Annotated in this window: 19 protein-coding genes; 15 read left to right on the top strand and 4 right to left on the bottom strand. The window is 33.1% G+C overall.

The features are described from left to right. On the top strand, nucleotides 1-1,584 hold the full coding sequence (locus QLQ96_RS08685) for a L,D-transpeptidase family protein (protein ID WP_482496301.1): 1,584 nt from the start codon (nucleotides 1-3) through the stop codon (nucleotides 1,582-1,584). On the opposite strand, the gene QLQ96_RS08680 is transcribed toward QLQ96_RS08685, so the two are convergent. Beyond that, nucleotides 1,573-2,298: a murein L,D-transpeptidase catalytic domain family protein gene (locus QLQ96_RS08680; protein WP_482496300.1), complete on the bottom strand. Its 726-nt coding sequence runs from the start codon at nucleotides 2,296-2,298 to the stop codon at nucleotides 1,573-1,575. The two genes, QLQ96_RS08685 and QLQ96_RS08680, sit on opposite strands and share 12 nt — an antisense overlap. 301 nt (nucleotides 2,299-2,599) lie before the next feature. Here QLQ96_RS08680 and QLQ96_RS08675 point away from each other — a divergent pair, with 301 nt between their 5' ends. Then, a complete protein-coding gene (locus QLQ96_RS08675; RefSeq protein WP_482496299.1) occupies nucleotides 2,600-5,029 on the top strand; it encodes a DUF5916 domain-containing protein in 2,430 nt (809 codons plus the stop codon). 139 nt (nucleotides 5,030-5,168) lie between these two features. Further along, nucleotides 5,169-6,686 (top strand): 2,3-bisphosphoglycerate-independent phosphoglycerate mutase, encoded by a 1,518-nt coding sequence (gpmI, locus tag QLQ96_RS08670; protein WP_482496298.1) that lies wholly within the window; start codon nucleotides 5,169-5,171, stop codon nucleotides 6,684-6,686. A gap of 125 nt (nucleotides 6,687-6,811) precedes the next feature. Here the strand turns inward: gpmI and QLQ96_RS08665 are convergent, their stop codons facing one another. Then, on the bottom strand, nucleotides 6,812-8,065 hold the full coding sequence (locus QLQ96_RS08665) for a DUF445 domain-containing protein (protein ID WP_482496297.1): 1,254 nt from the start codon (nucleotides 8,063-8,065) through the stop codon (nucleotides 6,812-6,814). A gap of 246 nt (nucleotides 8,066-8,311) precedes the next feature. Here QLQ96_RS08665 and map point away from each other — a divergent pair, with 246 nt between their 5' ends. The 7 genes from map to QLQ96_RS08630 all read left to right on the top strand — a co-directional run bounded on the left by map (nucleotide 8,312) and on the right by QLQ96_RS08630 (nucleotide 17,645). After that, the gene (gene map, locus QLQ96_RS08660) at nucleotides 8,312-9,130 is read left to right on the top strand and encodes a type I methionyl aminopeptidase (protein WP_482496296.1); all 819 of its coding nucleotides are present in this window, start codon (nucleotides 8,312-8,314) and stop codon (nucleotides 9,128-9,130) included. A 136-nt stretch (nucleotides 9,131-9,266) separates the two neighbouring features. Continuing rightward, nucleotides 9,267-10,040, top strand: coding sequence for a class I SAM-dependent methyltransferase (locus QLQ96_RS08655; RefSeq protein ID WP_482496295.1), 774 nt, complete (start codon nucleotides 9,267-9,269; stop codon nucleotides 10,038-10,040). A gap of 122 nt (nucleotides 10,041-10,162) precedes the next feature. Continuing rightward, nucleotides 10,163-13,066: a DEAD/DEAH box helicase gene (locus QLQ96_RS08650; protein WP_482496294.1), complete on the top strand. Its 2,904-nt coding sequence runs from the start codon at nucleotides 10,163-10,165 to the stop codon at nucleotides 13,064-13,066. 75 nt (nucleotides 13,067-13,141) lie between these two features. Then, on the top strand, nucleotides 13,142-14,395 hold the full coding sequence (locus tag QLQ96_RS08645; RefSeq protein WP_482496293.1) for a type IX secretion system plug protein: 1,254 nt from the start codon (nucleotides 13,142-13,144) through the stop codon (nucleotides 14,393-14,395). Nucleotides 14,396-14,474: 79 nt separating this feature from the next. Then, nucleotides 14,475-14,861, top strand: coding sequence for a Co2+/Mg2+ efflux protein ApaG (apaG, locus tag QLQ96_RS08640; RefSeq protein ID WP_008467225.1), 387 nt, complete (start codon nucleotides 14,475-14,477; stop codon nucleotides 14,859-14,861). A 153-nt stretch (nucleotides 14,862-15,014) separates the two neighbouring features. Then, complete coding sequence (gene pruA / locus QLQ96_RS08635) at nucleotides 15,015-16,640, top strand: L-glutamate gamma-semialdehyde dehydrogenase (RefSeq protein ID WP_482496292.1); 1,626 nt, start codon at nucleotides 15,015-15,017, stop codon at nucleotides 16,638-16,640. Nucleotides 16,641-16,913: 273 nt separating this feature from the next. Beyond that, the gene (locus QLQ96_RS08630; protein ID WP_482496291.1) at nucleotides 16,914-17,645 is read left to right on the top strand and encodes a hypothetical protein; all 732 of its coding nucleotides are present in this window, start codon (nucleotides 16,914-16,916) and stop codon (nucleotides 17,643-17,645) included. 57 nt (nucleotides 17,646-17,702) lie between these two features. Here QLQ96_RS08630 and rsmG read toward each other — a convergent pair whose 3' ends face one another. Then, nucleotides 17,703-18,332, bottom strand: a complete 630-nt coding sequence (gene rsmG, locus QLQ96_RS08625) for a 16S rRNA (guanine(527)-N(7))-methyltransferase RsmG (protein ID WP_482496290.1) — start codon at nucleotides 18,330-18,332, stop codon at nucleotides 17,703-17,705. A 107-nt stretch (nucleotides 18,333-18,439) separates the two neighbouring features. Between rsmG and QLQ96_RS08620 the strand changes: the two genes are divergently transcribed. The 5 genes from QLQ96_RS08620 to QLQ96_RS08600 all read left to right on the top strand — a co-directional run bounded on the left by QLQ96_RS08620 (nucleotide 18,440) and on the right by QLQ96_RS08600 (nucleotide 24,250). Next, complete coding sequence (locus QLQ96_RS08620) at nucleotides 18,440-19,537, top strand: fatty acid desaturase family protein (RefSeq protein ID WP_482496289.1); 1,098 nt, start codon at nucleotides 18,440-18,442, stop codon at nucleotides 19,535-19,537. 77 nt (nucleotides 19,538-19,614) lie between these two features. Further along, a complete protein-coding gene (locus QLQ96_RS08615; RefSeq protein ID WP_482496288.1) occupies nucleotides 19,615-20,805 on the top strand; it encodes a pyridoxal phosphate-dependent aminotransferase in 1,191 nt (396 codons plus the stop codon). Between the two features lie 353 nt (nucleotides 20,806-21,158). Then, on the top strand, nucleotides 21,159-21,614 hold the full coding sequence (locus QLQ96_RS08610; protein ID WP_482496287.1) for a ferritin-like domain-containing protein: 456 nt from the start codon (nucleotides 21,159-21,161) through the stop codon (nucleotides 21,612-21,614). A gap of 169 nt (nucleotides 21,615-21,783) precedes the next feature. Next, on the top strand, nucleotides 21,784-22,242 hold the full coding sequence (locus QLQ96_RS08605) for a hypothetical protein (RefSeq protein ID WP_482496286.1): 459 nt from the start codon (nucleotides 21,784-21,786) through the stop codon (nucleotides 22,240-22,242). A 139-nt stretch (nucleotides 22,243-22,381) separates the two neighbouring features. Further along, complete coding sequence (locus QLQ96_RS08600; protein WP_482496285.1) at nucleotides 22,382-24,250, top strand: peptidase U32 family protein; 1,869 nt, start codon at nucleotides 22,382-22,384, stop codon at nucleotides 24,248-24,250. On the opposite strand, the gene QLQ96_RS08595 is transcribed toward QLQ96_RS08600, so the two are convergent. Beyond that, nucleotides 24,174-25,064, bottom strand: coding sequence for a hypothetical protein (locus tag QLQ96_RS08595; protein ID WP_482496284.1), 891 nt, complete (start codon nucleotides 25,062-25,064; stop codon nucleotides 24,174-24,176). The two genes, QLQ96_RS08600 and QLQ96_RS08595, sit on opposite strands and share 77 nt — an antisense overlap. Nucleotides 25,065-25,434 lie beyond the last annotated feature (370 nt).

Here is a 25,434-nt window from a genome sequence, read left to right as displayed (position 1 = left end):
ATGAAAAAAATCTACTTTTTAGTAGTACTATGCATTCTTGTGGGGTGTAAAAAAGAAAGTCCGAAACTGACACCTCTTGTCAAAAAAAAGGTGCCAGCAATTATACTTTCAGACGAGAGAAAAGTTGAAATAGATACTGCGGCAATAGGCGTTTTTAAAAGCGAAACCCTAAAACAGTTTTACATTGCATCTGAAAATCAAACGGTTTGGGGAAATCTTGAAAAAAGAACTTTTGTTTTATCTCATTTAGAAAATTCAGATGAATTAGGCTTAGAACCAGAAGATTACAAAATATCTCAATTAAAAAAATTCGAAAACAAGGTCGCTTCGCTTAGCGATAAAGACTTGGCTGCTTATGATATTTTATTGACTTATAATTTTGAAAAATATCTAAATCATATCTATAAAGGAAAACTAGATCCTAAAAAACTATATCGCAATTGGGATTTGGACGAAAAAACATTTGATGTAAATTCTGTCTTAATTAAAGGTTTCAATAAAAATAAATTAGACAGCATTGTCGAAAATATTCAGCCTAAAACACAAATTTATAAAGAGCTACTAAAGGCACTTGAACTCATAAATACTTTTCCAAATGATAGTATAGATATTATTGAATCTGCGGAAAAGATTGTTTTAAACGATACAAATCCTGCTTTAGTAAACATAAAAAAAAGGCTTTTGTATTGGAATGACATGGCTGGAAAAGAGAATCTTTCAAAAATTTACGACAAAAAAACTTTTGAATCGGTTAAAATTTTCCAAGAAAGACATGGTTTAGCGGCAGATGGAGTTATCGGAATCGGGACTATTCGCGCTTTAAACTATTCAAAAGAAAGTAGAAAAAAACAGATAATTGCTAATTTGGAACGTTGGAGATGGTATCCGTCAGAATTGGCAGAAAACTATTTCATTATTAACATTCCTGATTACAGCTTAAATGTTGTTGAAAACCAAGACACTACTTTAGTTCGAAATGTCGTTGTGGGAACTAGTAAAAGAAGAACTCCTATAATTACTTCTTTCTTAAAAACAGTTGTTTTTAATCCAACTTGGACTGTTCCTCCAACTATATTAAAAGAAGATGTTGTTCCAGCACTGAAGAGAAATCGAAATTATTTAGCTAAGAAAAACATCACTATTTATGATACTACAGGAAAAGTAGTTTCTCCAGCGGATTGGAATGAAAAGAAGCCAAATAATTATCGTTATGTACAAAGTCCTGGCTATAACAATTCATTGGGCTTAATGAAAATCTTATTTCCAAATCATCATAGCGTTTATCTACACGACACAAATCACCGTAATATTTTTGGATTAAGCAATCGATCTATGAGTTCTGGATGTGTTCGCGTCGAAAACCCATTGGAACTTGCACAGCATATTTTAGATGTTGACGGAAACTGGCCTCAAGATAGAATTGACACTATTATCGCAAGCAAAACTACAATGAGTTTCAAGATTAAGAAAAAGTATGCTTTATATCAGTGGTATTGGACAGCATGGAGCAAAAAAAATCAGCTCATTTTCAGAGCTGATATTTATGATTTAGATTCGGATTTATATGCGCAATTAAGAAATTAGCCTTTCCTCCATCGTAAAACTTCTTGACGGATGATAGATATATAAACACGATTTGTCTTTTATTAATTGAATAATTTCATTTGTCAATTCAACTGGAACTGCAGGACAGCCTTGACTTCTACCTAATCTTTTGTGATTTCTAATAAAAGATTCAGATACGTAGTCTGCACCGTGCATTACAACGCCTCTTTCGCGAGCATTGTCATTTACGCCATTTTCTAAGCCATCTAAACGTAAAGAAGCGCCATGTTTTCCTTGATAAATTTCACCAGTTGAATAAAATCCTAAACTGCTTTTAAATGATGAATTAAGATTTGAGAATGCTGAAGCAAATTCTTCTCCAGTATTTCTTCCGTGAGCTACAAGTGAATTAAACAAAATTGTATTACTAGTTAAATCAATCACCCACAAACGTTTAGTGTTTGATGACAAACTAAAATCAATTAGTGTTAGAATATTTTTCTTGATCACTCCTCTGTCTTTCAACAAGTAAAATCCTTTTAAAGCTTCCGAAAAAGTTTTAAGCTCAGGCATTTTAAAATTGTTTGAATTTAATGAGTTATAAACGCTCTCGATTCTAGAATCTACTGTAAACTTTTCGACTTTAGCAATCGACTTTACAGTGGCATTTTTTTTAAGATCGGTAGTGTTTTTTGAATCTTTTCCAAAAGACAACAGCAAAAACACAAATAATGGATAAATTTTGTAAATCATTGAATTTCTTTAGGTTAAACAAAAAATTTGGGTATCACAAAAGTATAAAAAATTCACTCCTTGCAAAATACAAGCCTGATTTTCAGGCTTTTTTTGCTTAAACTTTAACATTATTAACATAATTCAGCTATTTCTGTAAGATTTTATCTTACGCTAAAAGTCATAACATTTTGGCCTTTTTTCTTAAAAAAACATGAACAAAATATAAATCTTGATTTTAAAACTGTAACAAATCGAACAAAATTGAGTCTATTGTTTCTATAAAAAATACATTTGTAATTTATTTCGCATCAAAAAATAAATGAAAAAAATCATTTTCTTTAGTCTATTATTATTCTCTATGTGGAGTTACGGCCAGAAAAAATCAATTCAGGCACAAGTAACTTCTCATGCCATTTCTATTGATGGAAAACTAGACGAACCAGCTTGGGAAAATGTACCAATTGCCAGAGATTTTATCATGTTAGAACCAGACAATGGCAAAGCTATTCCGTATGAAAAGCGAACCGAAGTTAAAGTCGTCTATAATAATGATGCCGTTTACATTGGCGCAATGATGTATGACAATGAGCCTTCTAAAATCTTAAAAGAAATCTCTCAGCGTGATAATTTTGGAACAGCAGATCTCTTTGGCGTTTTCATAAATGGTTTTAATGATGGCCAGCAGGATTTTATGTTTTATGTTTCTGCAGCTGATGTCCAGGGCGATTGTATTATGACCGATGCTAATGGCGAAGATTATTCTTGGGATGCCGTTTGGATCAGTAAAGCTACTTTGACAGAAAATGGATGGATTGTGGAGATGAAAATTCCGTACTCTGCGCTACGTTTTTCTGGAGAAAACAAACAAATTTGGGGAATCAATTTCTTTAGAGAAATTAAGCGTGATCGCTACAAATACACTTGGAATTTTATCGATAGAAAAATAGGAACTTTTACGCAACAAGCAGGAACTTTAGACGGAATCGAAAACATCAAACCTCCTACTCGATTGTTTTTTATGCCTTATGCATCGTATTATCTAAATGCTTCCGAAGGACAAAAAACATACGGAACGATAAAAGGCGGAATGGATATTAAATATGGTATAACAGATGCTTTTACAGTTGATGCCATTTTGGTTCCTGACTTTGGACAGACAAAATATGACGATCAAATTTTAAATCTTGGCCCTTTTGAACAGCAGTTTAACGAAAATAGAGCCTTTTTTACTGAAGGAACAGATTTGTTCAGTAAGGGTGGAATTTTCTATTCACGCAGAATTGGTGGCACTCCATCGATCGATTCTTCATTAAATGAAAATGAAGAAATTACAGAATTGCCAGCAGCTGTAAATTTGGTTAATGCCTTAAAATTATCAGGAAGAACAAAAGATGGACTAGGAATTGGGGTTCTAAATGCGGTTACAGAAAAAACTTTTGCTACCATAAAAAATACCGAAAGTGGCGAAACGAGACAAATAATTGTTGAACCGCTTACCAATTATAATGTTTTGGTTTTGGATCAGCGTTTTAGAAAAAACTCGTCTGTTACCTTTATTAATACCAATGTAACTCGAAATGGCCATACAAGAGATGCAAATGTAACGGGTCTTGCTTGGGATTTAAACACAAAAGCAAATACTTATAGTTTATTTGGAAATGTAAAATACAGTCATATTAATGATTTTGAAGATAAAAACGGTTTTTATTCTACACTAAGTTTAGCGGAAACAAGCGGAAATTACAGATATAGCATAGGCTCTGATTTTGTTACAAAAGATTATGATCCAAATGATTTAGGAATTAATTTCTACACTAATTATTATAATTTTTATGGAAATGCCAATTATAGAATTCTAAATCCAACCAAGCGTTTCAACACTTTTAGGATTAACTATAATGTGTATACAGAATTCAACAAAGAATCTGGAAAATTGCAGGACAACAGCATTAATGCTAATTTAAATCTGACTACCGTAAAAAACAATTATTATGGAGGCGGAATCACTTTTTATCCTTTAGAAATTAACGATTATTACGAGCCGCGTGCTGAAAACAGATATGTTACAATTCCGAGAAAAATAGAAACTTGGGGAAGTATTTCGACAAACTACAATCATAAGTTTGCGATAGATTTAAATGGTACTTTTAATGTATTTGATGAATCTGATCGTTTGACATACGGATTTGATATTGGTCCGAGATATCGTTTCAGCGATAAACTTTTGCTGACTTATTTCTTTAGTTATATCAGAAAAAACAACAATAAAGGTTACATCGATCAGATTGATGGCGACGATAATGAAAGTACTCCGAATGATCTCATTTTTGCAAATCGAAATGTCATTACTTATTCTAATACTTTAGGAGGTAAATATGCGATAAACAGCGCAATGACTATCAATCTTGCTGTTCGTCAATATTGGTCTTATGCAGATAATAAAGATATTTTGGCTTTAGAGTCAAACGGAAATTTTAGTCCTTATCCACAGTATACTGACAATAAAAATTCGAGTTTTTATTCTTGGAATGCCGATTTATCATATTCTTGGTGGTTTGCGCCTGGAAGCCAGCTTTCTGCTTTGTATCGAAATAATGCTGCTAATTTTGAACGAGTTATTGATAAAAATTACAGACACAATGTGGCGGGATTATTAAATAATGACGCCTTAAAACATATATTTTCTATTAGCGTCAAATATTTTATTGACTATAATGCCGTCAAAAATAAAGTCAGAAAGAGAGCTTAGCGTGAATTAATTTTAAAAAATAAAGGGTTCTTTAATTAAATCAATATTTTTTGTCAAGCTTCATTTTATTAAATATAAATGTAACAATCGTTTCTTGCCTATTTTAGAAATGACTTATCTTTGTAGAAAACAAAAAGTAATGAACAAAAAAGTTATCCTTATGATTTTAGATGGTTGGGGAAAATCTCCTGACCCTAAAGTATCTGCAATAGACAATGCAAATGTTCCTTTTATAAACAGTCTATACAAAAATTACCCAAGCGCTCAACTTAGAACTGACGGATTAAATGTTGGTTTGCCAGAAGGACAAATGGGAAATAGCGAAGTTGGACACATGAATCTTGGTGCGGGAAGAATTGTATATCAAGATTTAGCCAAAATAAATTTAGCTGTAGAGCACAAAACTTTAGCAAAAGAGCAAGTTTTAATTGACGCTTTTACTTACGCTAAAGACAACAATAAAAAAGTACACTTTTTAGGATTAGTTTCAGATGGTGGTGTTCACTCACATACTTCACACCTTCGCGGATTAATTGATGCTTCTCAAGAATACGGTTTGGATCAAGTTTATGTTCACGCTTTTACAGACGGACGTGACGTTGACCCTAAATCTGGAGGAAAATACATTCACGATTTAGAAGATTATATTAAAGATACTCCTGTAAAAATCGCTTCTGTTATCGGACGTTACTACGCAATGGACCGTGACAAACGTTGGGAGCGCGTAAAATTAGCTTACGACTTAGTTGTAAACGGTGTTGGAACTCCATCTAAAAATGCTGTTGCAAGTGTTTTAGACAGCTACGCAAAAGATGTAACAGATGAATTTATTGAGCCAGTTGTTATCGTTGATGAAAATGCAAAACCGCTTGCTACAATTGTTGAAGGTGATGTGGTAATTTTCTTTAACTTTAGAACAGACAGAGGTCGCGAACTAACTGAGGCCCTTTCTCAGCAAGATTTCCACGAGCAAAACATGCACAAACTGAACTTGTATTATGTAACATTGACAAACTACGACGAAACGTATCAAAACGTAAAAGTAGTTTACAATAAAGATAATATCACGGAAACTCTTGGCGAAGTTTTAGAAAAAGCTGGTAAAAAACAAATCAGAATTGCTGAGACTGAGAAATATCCTCACGTAACTTTTTTCTTTTCTGGAGGAAGAGAAGTTCCTTTTGAAGGTGAATCAAGAATTTTGAGAAACTCTCCAAAAGTAGCCACTTACGATTTAAAACCAGAAATGAGTGCTTTTGAGCTTACTGATGCTCTTGTTCCTGAATTGAATAAAGGTGAAGTTGATTTTGTTTGTTTAAACTTCGCAAATGGAGACATGGTTGGTCATACTGGAATTATGGAAGCAGCAATTAAAGCTTGTGAAGCGGTTGACGTTTGCGTAAAACAAGTTATCGAAGCAGCTCTTGCAAATGATTACACTACAATCGTAATTGCTGATCACGGAAACTGCGAAACAATGATTAATCCTGATGGTTCTCCAAATACGGCTCACACAACAAACCCAGTACCGATTATTTTAGTTGACAAACAATTGAAAAGTATTCAAGATGGTGTTTTAGGTGATATCGCTCCAACAATTTTAGAATTAATGGGCGTTCAACAGCCAAATGCAATGACTTGTCATTCGCTTTTGTAAAAGTTTTGAAACCATATAAGTGATATAAGTTCATTTAAAAGCAGAACTTAAAAAAATCTCGCAAAGACGCTAAGTCGAAAGAAATTATAAACTTTGCGTCTCTGCGACTTTGCGAGATTATTTTTTTAGACCAATAAATAATGATAAAGTTGTTCAACCCCATAAATCACAAGTCCAATAAAACCGCCAACTAAGGTTCCGTTGATTCTAATGTATTGAAGATCTTTCCCAATTTCTAATTCTAATTTCTCTGAAACTTCTTTTCCATCCCAACTTTTTACGGTTGAAGAAATTAAATCTCCTATTACTTTTTTGTTATTCAAAAGCATCGACAATAAATCATTCTTGATGAAATTATTAATTTTATCAATCATAATTGAATCTTCTTTCAATCCGTTTCCAAAAGTCTGAATTAATCCAGCGATACTATTCTTTATCGAAGAATCGTCGCCTTTATCCAAATCGTTTGTAATGGACAATTTTATTTCATCCCAAATTCCGTTGATGTAATCTTGCACTTCTTTTTTTCCGACAAATCCTAAAATCATATCGTTGATTTTAATTCGCATTTCTTCTGAGTTTTTTACTTTTTCTAAGAAATTAAAAATGTATTCGTCAATTTTTAAACGAACGGCACTTTCTGGTTTTTTGGCCTCATTTAGAAAATCCTGCAAGCCATTAAAAACACCTTCCGTAATGCTTTTATCAGCCAATCCAAAACTTAAAAGCGGAGTCGAAGCTTTTACTTTTTGCCTGATTAAATCTTTATTATTAGTCAATTCGCTGCTCATAACTTCGAGAAGATTTGTCAACATTTCATTTTTCAAATTTCCCTTCTGCAAAGGTTCTAAAGCAACTGCAACCCAGTTCCCGAAATTTATCCCTTCCATTTTTGCCGCAAATTGAACCTGAATAAATCTTTTAACATCTTCATCTTTAATGGTTCTTAAAATTCCAGGAATGATATTTATTGCAACAACATTTGCTATTTTGTTGGCATTTTCTTCCTGCGAAAGCCAATCCGAAGCTTTAGTTGCAAAATTGAATTCATCTAATTTAATTTCTAATTTCTCCCGATTTAGAAATTCTTCTGAAACAAAATTTCCAAGATTTTCTCCAATCTCATTTTTTTTGGTTGGAATAATCGCAGTATGCCAAATCGGAATTCCCATCGGATGACGAAATAATGCAACAACAGCAAACCAATCAGCAATTCCACCTACCATTGCCGCTTCACTAAAAGCCTGCAAAATTGGGATTTTAAAGTAAATCGCAATTATAAAAAGTAATACTGCAAAACCCAAAAGAGCCAAAGCACTTCTCTTCATTTTCTTCAAAGCTTTTACTTTGGATATATCCTGATCCGTAATAGTTTCCATGATTCAAAACGTTTTTACTACTAATTTATGGCTTTTTTCGGAAACATATTAACTCTATTGAATGTTTAATCGCCACGAATTCACGAATTATATTAAAACTTTATCTCAAAATCTTCAATATTGAAGTTTGTGAAATTTGATTTTTAAGTTTTTTTAATTGAGTAAATTCGTGAATTCGTGGCGAAAAAAAATCACATAAAAATTGAGATAAAAATTGTACTTTTGCGAACTGAAAATGGGAAAAATATGATTATCCAAAAAACTAGAGAGGAAATCGAATTAATGCGCGAAAGTGCTTTAATCGTATCAAAAACATTAGGAATGATTGCTTCTGAAATTAAAGAAGGAGTGACTACATTATATCTTGACAAATTAGCAGAAGAATTTATTCGTGATCACGGTGCGGTTCCAAGTTTCCTTGGATTGTACGATTTCCCGAATTCGCTTTGCATGAGTCCAAATGCTCAAGTTGTTCACGGTATTCCTAATAATGTTCCTCTTAAAAATGGCGACGTTATTTCGGTTGATTGTGGTGCGTTCAAAAATGGCTATCATGGAGATCACGCTTATAGTTTCGAAATTGGAGAAGTTGCGCCGGAAGTTAAAAAACTTTTACAGGTAACGAAAGAATCTCTTTACGTTGGAATTAGAGAATTTAAAGCAGGAAATCGTGTGGAAGATGTTGGAAACGCGATTCAAAAATATACTGAAGCTCACGGTTACGGTGTAGTTCGTGAATTGGTTGGACATGGTGTTGGGCAAAAAATGCACGAAGAACCAGAAATGCCAAACTACGGAAAACGCGGACGTGGAAAACTTTTTGTTGAAGGAATGGTTGTAGCAATCGAACCAATGATCAACATGGGAACTAAAAACATCAAACAACTGAAAGACGGCTGGACAATCTTGACTGCTGACGGAAAACCTAGTGCGCATTTTGAGCACGATGTAGCTTTAGTTGATGGAAAACCGGAATTGTTGTCGACGTTCCAATACATCTACAAAGCTTTAGGAATCGAAAGCAACGAAGAAGACGAATTCAGACAAGTTCCTTTAGTGTTGTAAGAGTTATTCCTCCGAGATAAAACATTCAAACTCCTGCAAGATTTTCAAAACCTTGTAGGTATCTTTTTTCAAACTTAAATACCTACAAGGTTTTGAAAACCTTGCAGGAGAACAAAAAATATTTTGGAATAACCCCATGAAAAAACTTTTCAAATTAGTTTTAAATACAATCCCACGCCCATTATTAATTCGTTTAAGTTATGTGGCTCGCCCGATTTTAGCTTTCTCATTAAAAGGAGATAAATTTACAGATCCTATTGATGGGAGAAGCTTTAAATCTTTTCTTCCTTATGGATACGGAAAACAGCGTAACAATGTGCTTTCGCCAAGTACGCTTTCTTTAGAAAGACATCGCTTGCTTTGGCTGTATTTAAACGATCAAACTGATTTTTTTACAGCGCCTAAAAAAGTATTGCATTTTGCTCCGGAACAAGCTTTTTACAAAAGATTCCGCAAGCAGAAAAACCTTGATTACACTACAACTGACTTACTTTCGCCTTTGGCAGATGTGAAAGCAGATATCTGTAATTTACCTTTCAAAGACAATGAATATGACGTTATTTTATGTAATCACGTTTTAGAACATATTCCAGACGATACTAAAGCGATGCAGGAATTATACCGAGTTTTAAAACCAGGCGGAATGGCGATTTTACAGATTCCTCAGGATTTATCTCGTGAAATTACTTTTGCAGACGATTCGATTACAGATCAAAAAGAACGTGCTAAAATCTTCGGACAATACGATCACGTACGTGTTTACGGCCGCGATTATTTCGATAAATTAAGAAGCATTGGTTTTATAGTTATCGAAGAAGATTACACCAATAAAATTGCACCAGAATTGGTTGAAAAATACTGTTTGGCAAAAGGCGAAATTATTCCGCTTTGCTTTAAACAGGAAAACTAATTTTTTTTCACCATATAAGTGATATAAGTTCATTTAAAAAGCGTTTTCAAAATAGAAATAATTTGGGAACGCTTTTTTTAAGCCCAAATCTCAGAATACAAGCCTAACCAAATCCCAATATTTTGCAGCCTACAAAACCATTTCAGTTCTGTTTTGACATCAGTTTTGAAAAAAATCTGAATGCCTATATCCCAACAGCGTATATTGTTGAAAACACCATCGAAATCAAATATCTTGATAAAAAAGCAACCAAAACTATAATTGAAAGTTTCGGAATTGATTATGAAACTTTAGATCATAATTCAAAAAAGATTCTTACCATTTGCGAATCTTTAAAACCTGAATTTGTATTTAAAAAGTTCAGCGCAAAAGTAAAATCAGCTAAAACAATTGCCGATTTACAGAAAGATTCTAAAATTGATTTTGCGATTCGTCAGCATTTAAAAATCAATTTGAGTCCGTTTTATAGTTTAATTGTTCAGGAACAATATCCATTATCTATTGATTTAGGACCAGAAAAAGATTTTTATCGTTCGAGAGTCAGCATTGATCCATTGGATTTTGAACCTCAGATTCACTTCGATAAGCATTCAGAAGGAATCACTTATACCCTTTCTTTAAAAGAAAACGAAACTACTTTTTTGCCAATGGACAATAAAGTAGTCATTCTTTCTGATGAACCGGGTTGGTTGATTGTCAATAAAAAATTAGGACAATTAAAAGAACTTAATGGTAAAAAACTGACTCCGTTTTTAAAGAAAAAATCAATCGAAATTCCGTCAAAATTAGTAGATGATTATTTTAAGAATTTCATTCCCGAAATAGCTAAAAAAATTGACATTGAAGCTAATGGTTTTGAAATTGAACTTCGTGACGAAATTGCTTCTTGTACAATTCAGCCTGTTTTTGATTTCTTTAAAAACTGTTATTATCTCAATCTTTATTTTGATTATAACGGATATATTTTTGACGGAAGCAAAACTAAAAAAACACATTCTTTTGTAGATTTCAGCGTAGCTAATGAGCCTAAAATAATTCAGTTTAAACGAAGCGCTGACGAAAATTTATATATCGAAAAGCTATCCGAAATTGGTTTAGAAAAAATCAAAAATGAATTGTTTGGATTAAATTCTGATGTTGAAAGTTCAGATCCTTACATCAACATTCAATTGATTATTGACAATAAAGAAAAACTGAAAGATTTAGGTTTTAACATTGAAAACCTGAAACTGGACAGTAAAGAAATCATTACTGAAAGTCATACTATTTCTGCATCTAAAGAAACAACTGGAGATTGGTTTGACATTAAAATCATCATTACAGTTGGAAATTATAAGATTAATTTCAGCGAAATTATTCCAAATATAAAAAGCAAAGAAAGGCTTTTCACTTTGCCTGACGGAAACTACTTTTTGATTCCGTTAGAATGGTTTAGCAAATATGGTTCTTTGGCAAAATTGGCGAAAACCGAAAATGGTGCTTTACTTTTAAGAAAAAGCAATTTTACGGCTCTAGACGGAATTTCAGAAATAGATAATGATTTAGACCAAATTCATCAAGCCGAATTTACAGGTTCAGGTTTAATCAAAGCAACTTTAAGACCTTATCAAGTTGATGGAGTAAAATGGCTTTTAGGACACTTCAATTCTAATATGGGAGCTTGTTTAGCAGATGATATGGGACTTGGAAAAACGTTGCAAACTTTGTCTGTTTTGGTTTCGGTGCAAGAACAGTTGGGTTTTACAACGAAAACTACCAATTTTGATTTGTTCGCCAACGAAACTACGATTGAAAGAGAACCATTAAAAGCTTTAATCGTTTTACCGTCTTCATTGGTTTTTAACTGGTTTAATGAAGCTGGAAAGTTTACGCCACACTTTTCGAAAATACAATATGTTGGGAATGACAGAAAGTCTTTAGCGAGTAGAATCGATTCGACCGATTTGATTTTTACCAGTTACAGCATCATTCATAGAGATATTTCAATTTTAGAAAAATACGATTTCCGTTATTTGATTTTGGACGAAAGTCAATACATCAAAAACAAAAATTCTAAGATTTTTAAAGCGATAAATAAAATCAGTACGGGGCATAAAATTGCTTTGAGTGGAACACCGATCGAAAATTCGCTTGACGATTTATGGTCACAAATGCAGTTTATCAATCCGGAGATTTTAGGAAGTTATGCTTTCTTTATGGAAAATTTCAAAAATCCGATTGAGAAAAAGCAGAATGAGGAAGTTTTAGCAGAATTAAAAAATCTTATTCAGCCTTATATTTTAAGACGAACTAAAGAACAAGTTTTAAAAGATTTACCAGAATTAACCGAGCAGATTTATTACTGCGACATGGATCCTGAACAGGAAAAATTATACGAAAAAGAAAAATCTAAAGCTCGTAATTTCTTGCTTAAAACAGACGGATCTCCTGATAAAATTAGCATTATCAACACTTTGATGAAGTTGCGCCAGTTGAGTAATCACCCGAAAATGGTCGATGCAGATTCAGAAATTGATTCTGGAAAATTTATTGCCGTTACGAATTATTTGGAAAACTTAGTAAAGGCAAAACAAAAAGTGATCATTTTCAGTTCGTTTGTTACCAACTTGAATTTCTATACTGATTGGTGTAAAGAAAACAAAATAGAGTTTTGTGAAATTACTGGAGGAACACCTTCAGACAAAAGAGAACAACAAGTAAAAATATTTCAGGAAAAAGAAAATCCGCTGTTATTCTTTATTTCGCTAAAAGCCGGCGGAGTTGGTTTGAATATTACAAAAGCTTCTTATGTTTTATTTTTAGATCCTTGGTGGAATCCTTTCGCAGAAAAACAAGGCGTTGGACGAGCGCACAGAATCGGGCAAATGAATAAAGTAAACGTGATTCGATTTATTTCGAAAAACACGGTTGAAGAGAAAATCATCAAACTGCAAGAAAACAAAAAATTATTGTCTGATTCTCTTTTAGAGGAAAGTTACATCAATGATGAAATTGAAGGCAACTTAGAATATATTTTGGGCTCTTAATTATTAAACCCAATAGATTGGCATCTTTTTCGTTGTATAAAATTGTTATATTTACAAATCTTACAACGAAATACGATGCCAAAATTTTTATATACAAGCTTTATTTTCCTTTTTATTTTCACTTTAGCGAAAGCTCAAGAAAAAGAAATTGATCCTCCATATAATATTAAAACGGTTTCTTTTATTCAAAATGGCAGTAATGTTCCGCCTATTTTTGAATTAGGTTCTGGATTTACATTTCAATTTGATGATTTGTTTGGCAACGAAGCCAACTATTATTTTGAAATCATTCATTGCGATTACAATTGGATTCCAACGGCTATTCCAAAAACAGATTATGTTGTCGGAATGGATAATCAGAGAATTACAGACTTTTCCAATTCGTTTAATACGCTTCAGGTATATACGCATTACCGACTTACTTTTCCAAATCAGTTTACACAGCTAATACGCCTTTCGGGAAATTATATGCTGAGAATTCTTAATGAAGACAGAGAACCCGTTTTTTCCAGAAAATTTATTTTGTATGAAAGCCACTGTACCGTTGGCGCTCTAGTAAAAAGAAGCCGTAATTTGAGCAACATTGACTATAAACAAAATCTAGAATTCACGATTTTATCTAATGATATTGCTTTTCAAACGCCATTGCAAAATGTAAAAGTGCTTTTATTGCAAAATGGAAACTTTCATACTGAGATAAAAAACATTGTTCCTCAATATACTATCGGCAATCAACTGATTTATAAATACGATAAAGAAACTCAGTTTTGGGGCGGAAACGAATATTTGTATTTTGAAAATAAAGACATTCGTGCGGCTAGTAACAATGTTGCTAAAATAGGCTCTAATAATGATATTTATAATGCGTTTTTATACACCAATGCGGCAAGAGGAAATCAGATTTATACTAATTATGAAGATGTAAACGGAAACTTTGTCGTAAAGAATATTAATGGTTCTAACAACGATATTGAAGCTGATTATGCTTGGGTTTATTTTACGCTTTCTGCACCTGCTTTTAGAATGAACAAAGACATTTATATTACGGGAATGTTCAATAATTACAGCCTTTCGCCAGAATACAAAATGGACTACAACAATGACAAAGGTGTTTTTGAAAAAGCCATTATGATCAAGCAAGGTTTTACTAATTTTCAGTATACTGTGGCAGACAAAAAAGGGGTTATTGATTTTGAAAATGCCATTGACGGAAACTTTTATCAGACTGAAAACGAGTACACCATCTTAGTATATTACAAAGAAGCAACCGACCGATATCAGCGCGTAATTGGAAAAGGAAATGCAAACTCTATCAATATAGTCAATTAAAACAATGTTAAGGTTTTAGGTTAAACGATTTTTTTTCGTAGCTTTGCCTCTATAACACTCACATATATACGGCGTTAGTATGGTTTCTCAAATTACACGAGGCATAAAAATATCTGTTTTAACTAGTTTTGAAGGTACATACTTCAAAAACTACAAGATTCATTTTGCTTTTAGTTACGTAGTTACCATCGAAAATCATAGCAAAGATTCTGTACAATTAACTTCTCGTCATTGGGAAATTTTTGATTCTTTAAATGATTTAGAAGTAGTAGACGGTGAAGGCGTAATCGGAAAAAAACCAGTTCTAAAGCCTGGCGAAAACCACACTTATAGTTCTGGCTGTTTATTATCTTCTCCTTATGGTGCTATGAAAGGTCATTTTAATATGATCAATTTTACTACAACCAAAACATTCAAAGTAATTGTTCCTACTTTTAGAATGTGCGCTCCTTTTGCATTAAATTAAGGTATAGTTTACATCTATAGCTTTTATCGTTATCTTAATCATAAATTTGTCAATTTATTAATTTATCCTTTGTACTTTTGTGCAACGTTAGATTATTCGTAACAAATCAAATTATCTAACTATTAAATTATCTAATAATCTAATTTTTATAACATGCTTAAAGGATTTTTTCATGTACCAAAAGCGGTAAACGAGCCAGTAAAAAGCTACGCACCAAACTCACCAGAAAAAGCAGCTGTTCAGGCAGCTTACACCACAATGTGGAATTCTCAAATTGACGTTCCTTTGCATATTGGAAGCGAAGAAATCAGAACTGGAAACACTAGAAACATTACAGCACCTCATGATCACCAACACGTAGTTGGAAAATATCATTTAGCTGAAAAACAACATATTGAAAAAGCAATTGCAAATGCACTTGAATCAAGAAAAGCATGGGCAAATATGGCATGGGAACAACGTGCTGCTATTTTCTTAAAAGCTGCTGAACTTATTGCTGGTCCTTACAGAGCCCGTATTAATGCAGCAACAATGATTGGTCAATCAAAAAATATTCACCAAGCAGAAATTGATGCTTCTTGTGAATTAATTGACTTTTTACGTTACAACGTAGAATTCATGACTCAAATTTACAACGATCAGCCAAAATCAGATTCATCTGTTTGGAATCGCTTAGAATACAGACCTCTTGAAGGATTTGTTTACGCAATTACTCCATTTAACTTTACTGCAATTGCTGCAAATCTTCCTGCAAGTGCTGCAATGATGGGTAACGTTGTAGTTTGGAAACCAAGTGATAGCCAGGTTTTCTCTACAAAAATTATTCTTGATGTTTTCAAAGAAGCTGGTGTTCCTGACGGAGTTATCAATGTAGTTTTTGGAGATGCTTTAATGATTACAGATACTGTTTTAGCAAGTCGTGATTTTGCTGGAGTTCACTTTACAGGATCAACTCACGTATTTAAAGATATCTGGGCAAAAATTGGTGCAAACATCCACAATTATAAAACGTATCCAAGAATCGTTGGAGAAACTGGAGGTAAAGATTTTATAATTGCTCACCCAAGCGCAAATGTAAAACAAGTAGTTACTGGTATTACTCGTGGAGCATTTGAATTCCAAGGACAAAAATGTTCTGCAGCATCAAGAGCTTATATTCCTCAAAGTTTATGGCCAGCTGTAAAAGAACAATTAATTGCTGATGTGAAATCTATGAAAATGGGTTCTCCAGAAGATTTTGGAAACTTTATTACAGCAGTTATTCACGAAGGCTCTTTTGATAAATTAGCTAGTTATATCGACCAAGCTAAAAAAGATGCTGACGCTGAAATCATCGTTGGAGGAAATTACGATAAATCTGTAGGATACTTTATCGAGCCAACGGTTATTGTAACTACAAATCCAAAATATACTACAATGGAAACTGAGTTGTTCGGACCAGTTATCACTATTTATGTTTATGAAGATGCTAAGTGGGAAGAAACTCTTGAATTAGTTGATACTACTTCTGAGTACGCTTTGACAGGAGCTGTATTTAGCCAGGATCGCTACGCTATTGAAGTAGCTACAACTAAATTACAAAATGCTGCGGGTAACTTCTACATTAATGACAAACCAACTGGAGCTGTTGTAGGAATGCAACCATTTGGTGGAGCAAGAGCTTCTGGAACTAACGATAAAGCAGGTTCTGCATTAAACTTATTACGTTGGGCTTCTCCAAGAACTATAAAAGAGACATTTGTAACTCCAGAAGATTACAGATATCCTTTCTTAGGTTAATTAGACTCAAGTTTCAGGTTTTCTTTTGTAAATCTGAATTATATAAATAAAGCCGATTCTTAAAAAAGAATCGGCTTTATTATTTTCCTAGCTAAATGTTTGTTTTTTTTGTAATACTTTTCTTAGTTATTTAAATATCAACTCATTAATTATTAGAAATGACTTATTTTGATAGTTTAAAGACTTCTTGTTCTTTTTCAAAAAGACTCATCCTTATAATTTTGCATCATATTAAACAACTTTAATAAATCTAATAAAATTAACAGCATAAGTATGAGAAATTTAAACAACGTTCCAAAAGTTATAATGGAATCTAAAAGCATCGGTCACCCAATTGACTTTAAATGGAACAAAAAAAAAATAAATTTATTTTTAGACCCTTTAGGAGCAAATGACAATTTAGAAAATTATTTGCTGCAAATAAATCATAAGGCAACTGTAGGATTAAGCGCAGTACTCTTAGAATGGATTTACTGGCGTTTTACAGGTCACACACAAGCGACACACGATACACAAAAACGAATCGAAGCTTTATGGTGTTCTATAAACAATTGCGAACAAACTAATCCGTTATTGTTTGATACTAACCTTGAAATACCAGCTTCAGGCCCAATTGATGGTGTTTTATGGATTGCTCTTATGAATATCAGAATGATTGACATTAGATATCGCAAAGGATCTTATTTTTTGCAAAATGAAATTCTTGGACTTGTATTACTTGCAAGACATATTACTCCTAAAAAAAAGGTTTTCGATAAATGGATTCATTTTGTTATAAAAGATTTAGTCCGTTTATATCCTTGCCAATATCAAAATAAAGAAATTGACGAAACGGATGAAGCTGTTTACGATTCATCAAAAGAACCTGTGATTTGCAGAGCGTTTTTCTTTGATTCAGAATTTAAATACTCAGCCGAGGCATCAGAAAATGCAATGCAGGAATTTATTGAGAATTTAAATCATAAAGCAAATCCGTTTTTGGTTTTGTCCCAAAAAGCTTCATAAGCTAAATCAAAAAAAACAACCCGTTAAAATTATTTTTTTAACGGGTTATTTTTTTAATTAAGCCTTAAACTTCAAAGGCAGATGTACTACTTTTTTTGTTTCAAAAAATTCATCTTCAAAAAAATCTGCAAGGTCATATAAAGTGGCATTTGGAAAATCTTTCAATTCTTCAGTCAAATCACCTCCTTTTAAATAAAGAATTCCATTTTTCAGAGTGTGTTTGTTCTGTTTCTTGATTTTATCTTTAATCCATGAAACAAAATCTGGCATATTCGTTACAGCTCTACTTACAATAAAATCGAAATCACCTTTTACCAGTTCTGCACGTTTTTGCTCTGCTTTTACGTTCTTTAATTCTAATCCATCTACAACTCCTTGAACTACTTTTATTTTTTTTGCGATAACATCGATCAAATAAAAACGGGTTTCAGGAAAAAGAATCGCTAACGGAATTCCAGGAAAACCTCCCCCTGTTCCAACATCTAAAACCATTGTTCCAGGTTCAAACTTCATCACTTTAGCAATTCCTAATGAATGTAAAATATGTTTTGTATATAATGAATCAATGTCTTTACGTGAAATAACATTGATTTTTTCATTCCAATCGTGGTATAAAAAGTTTAATTTTTGAAATTGTTCGATTTGAAGATCGGTCAAATTGGGAAAATATTTCAATATCTCATCCATTGCTATAATTTTTTAACAAAAGTACTACTTTACGATTGAAATATTTAACTCAATTTTGCAAATTGAAAATTTATAATAATTATCTTTGAAAACTATTTAAATTAAGTATGAATAACACTGCTCCAACTTTTGCAAGGCAAGACAATTTGAAGTTCTTTAGAACACTTAACTCTCGGGTAAACAATTATTTCAAAGAAAATAATATCAAAAAAACCGGAAACTGGCAATTACATTTAAAAGCTGTGATTCTGTTTGCTGTATTTTTAACTCCTTACTTTTTAATCCTTACACTTAACATGCCGTTTTGGGTAATGCTTCTATTATCTATCGTAATCGGAATTGGAATGGCCGGTATTGGAATGAACGTAATGCACGACGGAAATCACGGATCTTATTCTACAAAAAACTGGATTAATAAATTTATGGGCGGAACGATTTATATTCTAGCTGGAAATGTTTATAACTGGCAAGTGCAGCATAATGTACTTCACCATACTTATACCAACATTCCTGGACATGATGAAGATCTTGATGCTGGTCGAATTATTCGTTTTACAGAACATGCTGAATGGCATAGTTTTCACCGTTTTCAACATTATTATTCTGTATTCTTATATGGTTTACTAACTTTCAATTGGGCAATTACAACCGATTTTAAGCAAATGCGCAATTACTTGAAAAGAAAATTATCATATGGTGAAGCAAAAAATCCTAAGATTCTTTGGACAACTTTGATCATCACAAAAATTATTTATCTTTCAATCTGGATTGTTCTTCCTATTTTAATCGGAATTACATGGTGGAAAGTGCTTTTAGGATTTTTCGTAATGCATTATACCGCTGGATTAATTCTAAGCATTGTGTTCCAATTAGCACACGTTGTAGATCATACTACAAATCCAACTCCAAATGAATTAGGAGAAATGGACAACACTTGGGCTGTGCACCAACTGTACACTACAACTAATTTTGCTCCAAAAAATGCAATTGTAAATTGGTATACAGGCGGGTTGAATCATCAAATCGAACATCATATTTTTCCAAATATCAGTCATATTCACTACGGTAAAATCGCAAAAATTGTAAAAGAAACAGCAAAAGAATGCAATCTGCCCTATTACGAATACAAAACAATGCGAAGTGCTATTATTGCTCACTTTAAGCATTTACGTGATTTAGGAATGAAACCAGAATTAGCAGTTTAAAAAACTAAAAAAATCTATTAATAATTAACCAATCCTTAAACAACACAGCAAATTTAAGGACATTCAAAATTTTTATAATGAATCATATTCTTTCGGACAGAATCAACAAATTAGCGACTTCGCAAACATTAGCAATGGCTGCTTTAGCACGCGAATTAAAAGCACAAGGAAAAGACATTATCAGCTTAAGTTTAGGTGAACCAGATTTCAATACACCTGATTTTATCAAAGAAGCTGCAAAGAGAGCAATTGACGAAAATTACAGCACATATTCTCCAGTAGAAGGTTATCTTGAACTAAGAGAAGCAATCTGCAGAAAATTCAAAAGAGACAATAATTTAGAGTACAAACCATCTCAAATTGTAGTTTCTACAGGAGCAAAACAATCTTTATACAACATTGCACAGGTAATGTTAAACGACGGTGACGAAGTTATTTTACCAGCACCTTACTGGGTTTCTTATTTCGAAATCGTAAAACTTTCTGGCGGAGTTCCTGTAGAAGTTCCAACTTCTGTAGAAACAGATTTCAAAATCACTCCAGAGCAATTAGAAGCTGCAATTACACCAAAAACAAAAATGATGTGGTTCTCTTCTCCATGTAATCCTTCAGGATCTGTTTACAGCAGAGAAGAATTAACAGCTTTAGCTAAAGTTTTAGAAAAACACCCAAATATTTACGTAGTTGCAGACGAAATCTATGAGCACATCAATTTCTCTGGAACTTTCTGCAGTATCGGTTCTATCCCAGGAATGTTAGAAAAAACAATCACTGTAAACGGAGTTGCAAAAGCATTTGCAATGACAGGATACAGAATTGGTTACATCGGAGCTCCAGAATTCATCGCAAAAGCGTGTACAAAAATTCAAGGACAAGTAACTTCTGGTGCAAATTCTGTGGCACAAAGAGCTACAATCACAGCTGTAGATGCAGATCCAAGCGTATTAAACGAAATGGTTCAAGCTTTCCACGGACGTAGAGATTTAGTTGTTGGATTATTAAAAGAAATTCCAGGCGTAAAAATCAACGTTCCAGAAGGTGCATTCTACGTATTCCCAGACGTTTCTTCTTACTTCGGAAAAACATTAAAAGGAACAGAAATTAAAGATGCAAACGACGTTTCGATGTATCTTTTAGCTGAAGCAAACGTTGCTACAGTAACTGGAGATGCTTTCGGAAATCCAAACTGTATCCGTTTTTCTTACGCAACAAGCAACGATATTTTAAAAGAAGCATTACGCAGAATCAAAGAAGCTTTGACTGCATAACAATATTTTAAGTTTTACTAAAACGGCTTAAGGTTCAAAAGTTTCATCACTTTTATACTTTAAGCTGTTTTTTTATGGGCGTGTCCCAAGGGCCGGGCTATCCGCTATATCTTTTATGGTGAACCCCACCATAAAAGGATATCGCTCCTATCCCTCACGCAAATCGGCAAACGAGAAGTATCATTTTCAAAAACAAAAATCTGCTCAAATCAATTTAAATCTGCGTGAAACTTTTTTCTTAGTTTCAAAATTCCCATTCTACAATATTATAAAACATCATATGTAATCCTGTAAAACAAAGCATTTTATAATTGCAAACTTTGTAACATATTAATTTCAAAAAATTATATGTCATGACACATGCAGAAGAAACCACCACAGAAACAATTAAAACTTTAGAAGGATTAATTTCAATTCTTGAAGATGGAAAATTAGGATATACAAATGCAGCAGAGCATGTAGAAAATCCAGCAATGAAAACTGATTTCCTTGAGTATTCCCGCGAACGAGCTTTGTTTATTGTAGAGTTGCAAAACCAAATCAATAAACTAGGAAAATCGACAGATACTTCTGGCGGTGGCCCACTTGGAGCTTTACACCGAACTTGGATAGATATCAAATCAGCTTTTACAGGAGGCGATACCGAAGCCATTATAAATGCGTGCATTACTGGTGAAGAAGCCGCAATTGAAAAATACAAAATGGCACTCGAAGAAAATCATTTGGAACATGATCAAATTTATATCGTTTCAAAACAATTGAATAGTATTCAAAATACTTTATCACAAATTAAAATGAGAGCAAATTAGTCGATCGATCGATTCATGCTTTTTTTTTGAAAACTGCTCGGTCTTCGGATCGGGCGGTTTTTTTGTTTAAAACATGCTTACCAAAGCAAGTCTTTTCACCAAAAACTAAACATATCAATTTAATAAAATTTTTATTACTTTAGAAGCTATTTAATTCAATAGAATAAAAATGACAAACAAAAAAAGATTGCTAAGTTTGGCTTTGCCTTTAACTGTTATCTTATTTATACTTTTCACAAAATGGTGGATTGTTGATGTTATTGACGGTTCTGATTGTGTCACATATGGATTTCCTTTAATATACAAAGCGCCAGCATTTCATACTTCCCTAGCGCAGCAATTTTTTATAATGGAATTCTTTATTGATTTTCTTACCTATTTTTTAATCGCCTTTACATTGTTATTTTTGACAGATAAATTTGGACTCAAAATAAAACTAAATAAAAAACTACTCATAACCATTTATATAACAGCAATAGTACTATTCGCAATTGAAGTATCATTTGCAATAGTTTTTGAAACCAGTTTTTCTATCAAACGAGATTTTGATATTGAGATAAAACAAACCGGATTTAAATTTTATTTCTCTGAAAAAGAAAGAAACATATATAATAGGTTACATCAATAAACAAAAATCTTAACCATCATTATTCCATATTAAGTTAACAATTTCAAAAAAATCGCTTCATCTCTAGCAAACTCAAATAATTTATTAGACCTTTGCACACTTTTTTCCGTGAATACCACAAAAGGCTAAAGTTTTAGAAATGAAGAAGAAAATAGAAATATTAGCTCCAGCAAGAGATTTAATCGGTGGAATGGCAGCTATTAACAGCGGTGCAGATGCAGTATATATTGGAGCACCACAATTTGGTGCCCGTTCTAATGCCAACAACTCAATTGAAGATGTTGCTGCATTAGTAAAATACGCGCACTTATTTAACGCTCAGGTTTTTGTGGTAATGAATACCATTTTATACGATAACGAATTAGATACGTGTCGTGCCATGATTTGGGAATTATACGGCATTGGTGTCGATGCCTTGATTATTCAGGATATGGCGATTATGGAAATGGACTTGCCTCCTATCGTACTTCACGCAAGCACGCAAGCCAATAATCGTGATGCAGACAAAATTAAATTCTTAAAAGATGCCGGAATCAAACGTGTTGTTTTAGCGCGTGAATTGAACTTGCATCAAATTAAAACTATCTACGACGAAGCTGATGTTGAATTAGAATTTTTCGTAACGGGTGCACTTTGCGTATCCTTCAGCGGAAACTGTTATATGAGTGTAGCAAACGGAGAACGTAGCGCCAACCGTGGTTCTTGCGCTCAAAACTGTCGTTTACCTTATAACTTAATCGACGGAAACGGAGAAACTTTAATCAAAAACAGTCACTTGCTTTCGATTAAAGATTTAGACGTTTCAGACCAAATTCCGAATTTGATCGAAGCGGGAATCGTTTCTTTCAAAATTGAAGGCCGTCTAAAAGATGTGGCTTACGTTAAAAACAACGTTTCATATTTACGTCAAAAATTAGACAGTTATTTAGAAGGTAGCGATAAATACACAAAAGCTTCTTCTGGAAAATGTACCTATACTTTCGATTCTACTTTAAACAGAACCTTCAATCGTGGTTATACCGATTATTTCGTAAACGAAAGACACGCTAGTATTGGTTCTTGGGAAAGTCCAAAATCAAAAGGTCAATATATTGGTAAATTAATCCGTACAATCGGAGACGCTTACGAAATCGAAAACGGCGAATTGCTAAACAACGGTGACGGACTTTGTTTCATCAACGAAAACAACGAAGCCGACGGAATCTACGTTAACAAAGCCGAAAACGGAAAAGTTTATCCAAACGTTCTAAAAGAAGTAAAAGACGGAACTTTCATTTACCGCAACAACGATATTGCTTTCATCAAAATTGTTGAAAGAGAAGACAGTGCGATCCGTAAAATCGGAACGACTTTATTGCTTACCGAAAACGAAAATGGTTTCGAATTAATCGCAACCGACGAAGACGGAAACGTAAGTACAGTAACATTAGAGCACGCAAAAGAGCAGACAAAAACTGGCGAATCGATAGAAGAAAACATTAAAGTTCAATTGGCAAAAACAGGTTTCACACCTTACAGCGCCGATGAAATTAATGTTGTATTTTCTCAAAACTGGTTCCTTCCTATTTCAAAAATCAACGAAATGAGAAGAAATGTTTTCGAACAATTATCAGAAATTCGTCTAGCAAATTACAAACGCGAAGAACACCAATTGGTAAAAACGTCACATCCTTACCCAGAAACCAAGCTGGATTTCATGTACAACGTTTCCAACAAAACCGCTCGTAAATTCTACGAACGCCACGGTGTTACCGAAATCGAAAAAGCATTCGAATTACAATGGGATCCAGGAAAATCTCGTGTAATGACAACCAAATATTGCATCAAATACGAATTAAAAAAATGTCCAATACACCAAAAAGACATTGTTGGTGTCAAAGTAAAAGAACCTTTGGTTTTAAAACAGGGCGAGCTAGAATACAAACTTAAATTCAACTGCAAACCCTGCGAAATGGAAATCTGGGAAAAAGATGCTGAATTCGAAATCGAAGAAGATCAATATCATTAATATAAAAAAAGCGATACTCAATTAAGTATCGCTTTTTTATTATTTCTTCTTTGTAGTTTTTGTGTGGCGTAATCTTTATTTTTGTAGCCTTTAATGTTGATTTTGACTCCGCTTTTTTCTCTTTTTTAGCATTATACAAATTCACAACCTTCTCAATATCATCATATTTATATTCTTTATCTTCAATTTTTTTAGCAATTTCGGTATTGTCGCTAAAATAGTAGACTCCGTACTCTTTAAAAAAAGCATTATATCCAGCAGAAAGAGCATTGGAACTCAAAGAAACCAAAACAGGATAATCTTCATTACTTCTTTTTAAATAATGATTTACATCTTTCGAAACCACCTGCATTTTCTTTACTTTACTCTTATCTTGCGATTTTTCATCCTCAACCTTAACCTCTTTTATTCCGTATTCTTCACCGCCTAAATACAGAGAAGCTTTGCCTGTAATAATTTTGCAGATCCAGTTTTCATCAATAACTTTAAATTCCGTTCCCTTCTTTTTATAAACCTTTGTTTTGGTTCTAACAAAAGTATAAGACAGTTTTTTATTATCATCAAAAATCTGAATCGAATCGATATCGGCGCTAGCGTACTTTTCATTCTCCTCGCCAACTTTAATTTTTACTTTTTTATCGGTAAACGAAGGAAAATTAACTATTCCACTAATTTTTTGTTGGTCTTTTTTAAAAATTACAGCATTAGCTTTTTGTTCTCCCATTCCAAATTTAAAAGTAATTCCAGCTGATTGTGAATGAACTAAAGATGTAATGCATAAAGCAATCAGTATTAAAATAAAATTTATTCTCATCCTATGATTATATTTGTTTTGCGCGAAAATATAGAAATATAGTAAAGCTCACATAGAAATTCCGAATAAATTTAACCTGAATTTACTACACATACCTGTAGAGGTCATTAATAAGTAAGAACATCAAAATTTGGGCGTGCCCCTCCGGGTCGGGCTATCCGTTACAAGTCCTCGCCTGTTCGTTCCTCACGGCTGTGGGCTTTCCACTTCTATCCCTCACGCAAACCGGTTAACAAGAAAATGTCATTTTCAAAAGAAAAAACATCAATTGCCTCCAGCTTTAGCTGGAGGTAAAACAATAGTCCACAAGAAGGCTTTAGCCAAAAAATCAAGTTTGGCTAAAGCCCCAAATATTCTCATTAAAGTTCCT

It is taken from the genome of Flavobacterium sp. B167r (assembly GCF_056824315.1).
The sequence above is the reverse complement of the archived record's forward strand: the minus strand, read 5'-3'. Positions and strand labels throughout refer to the sequence as shown.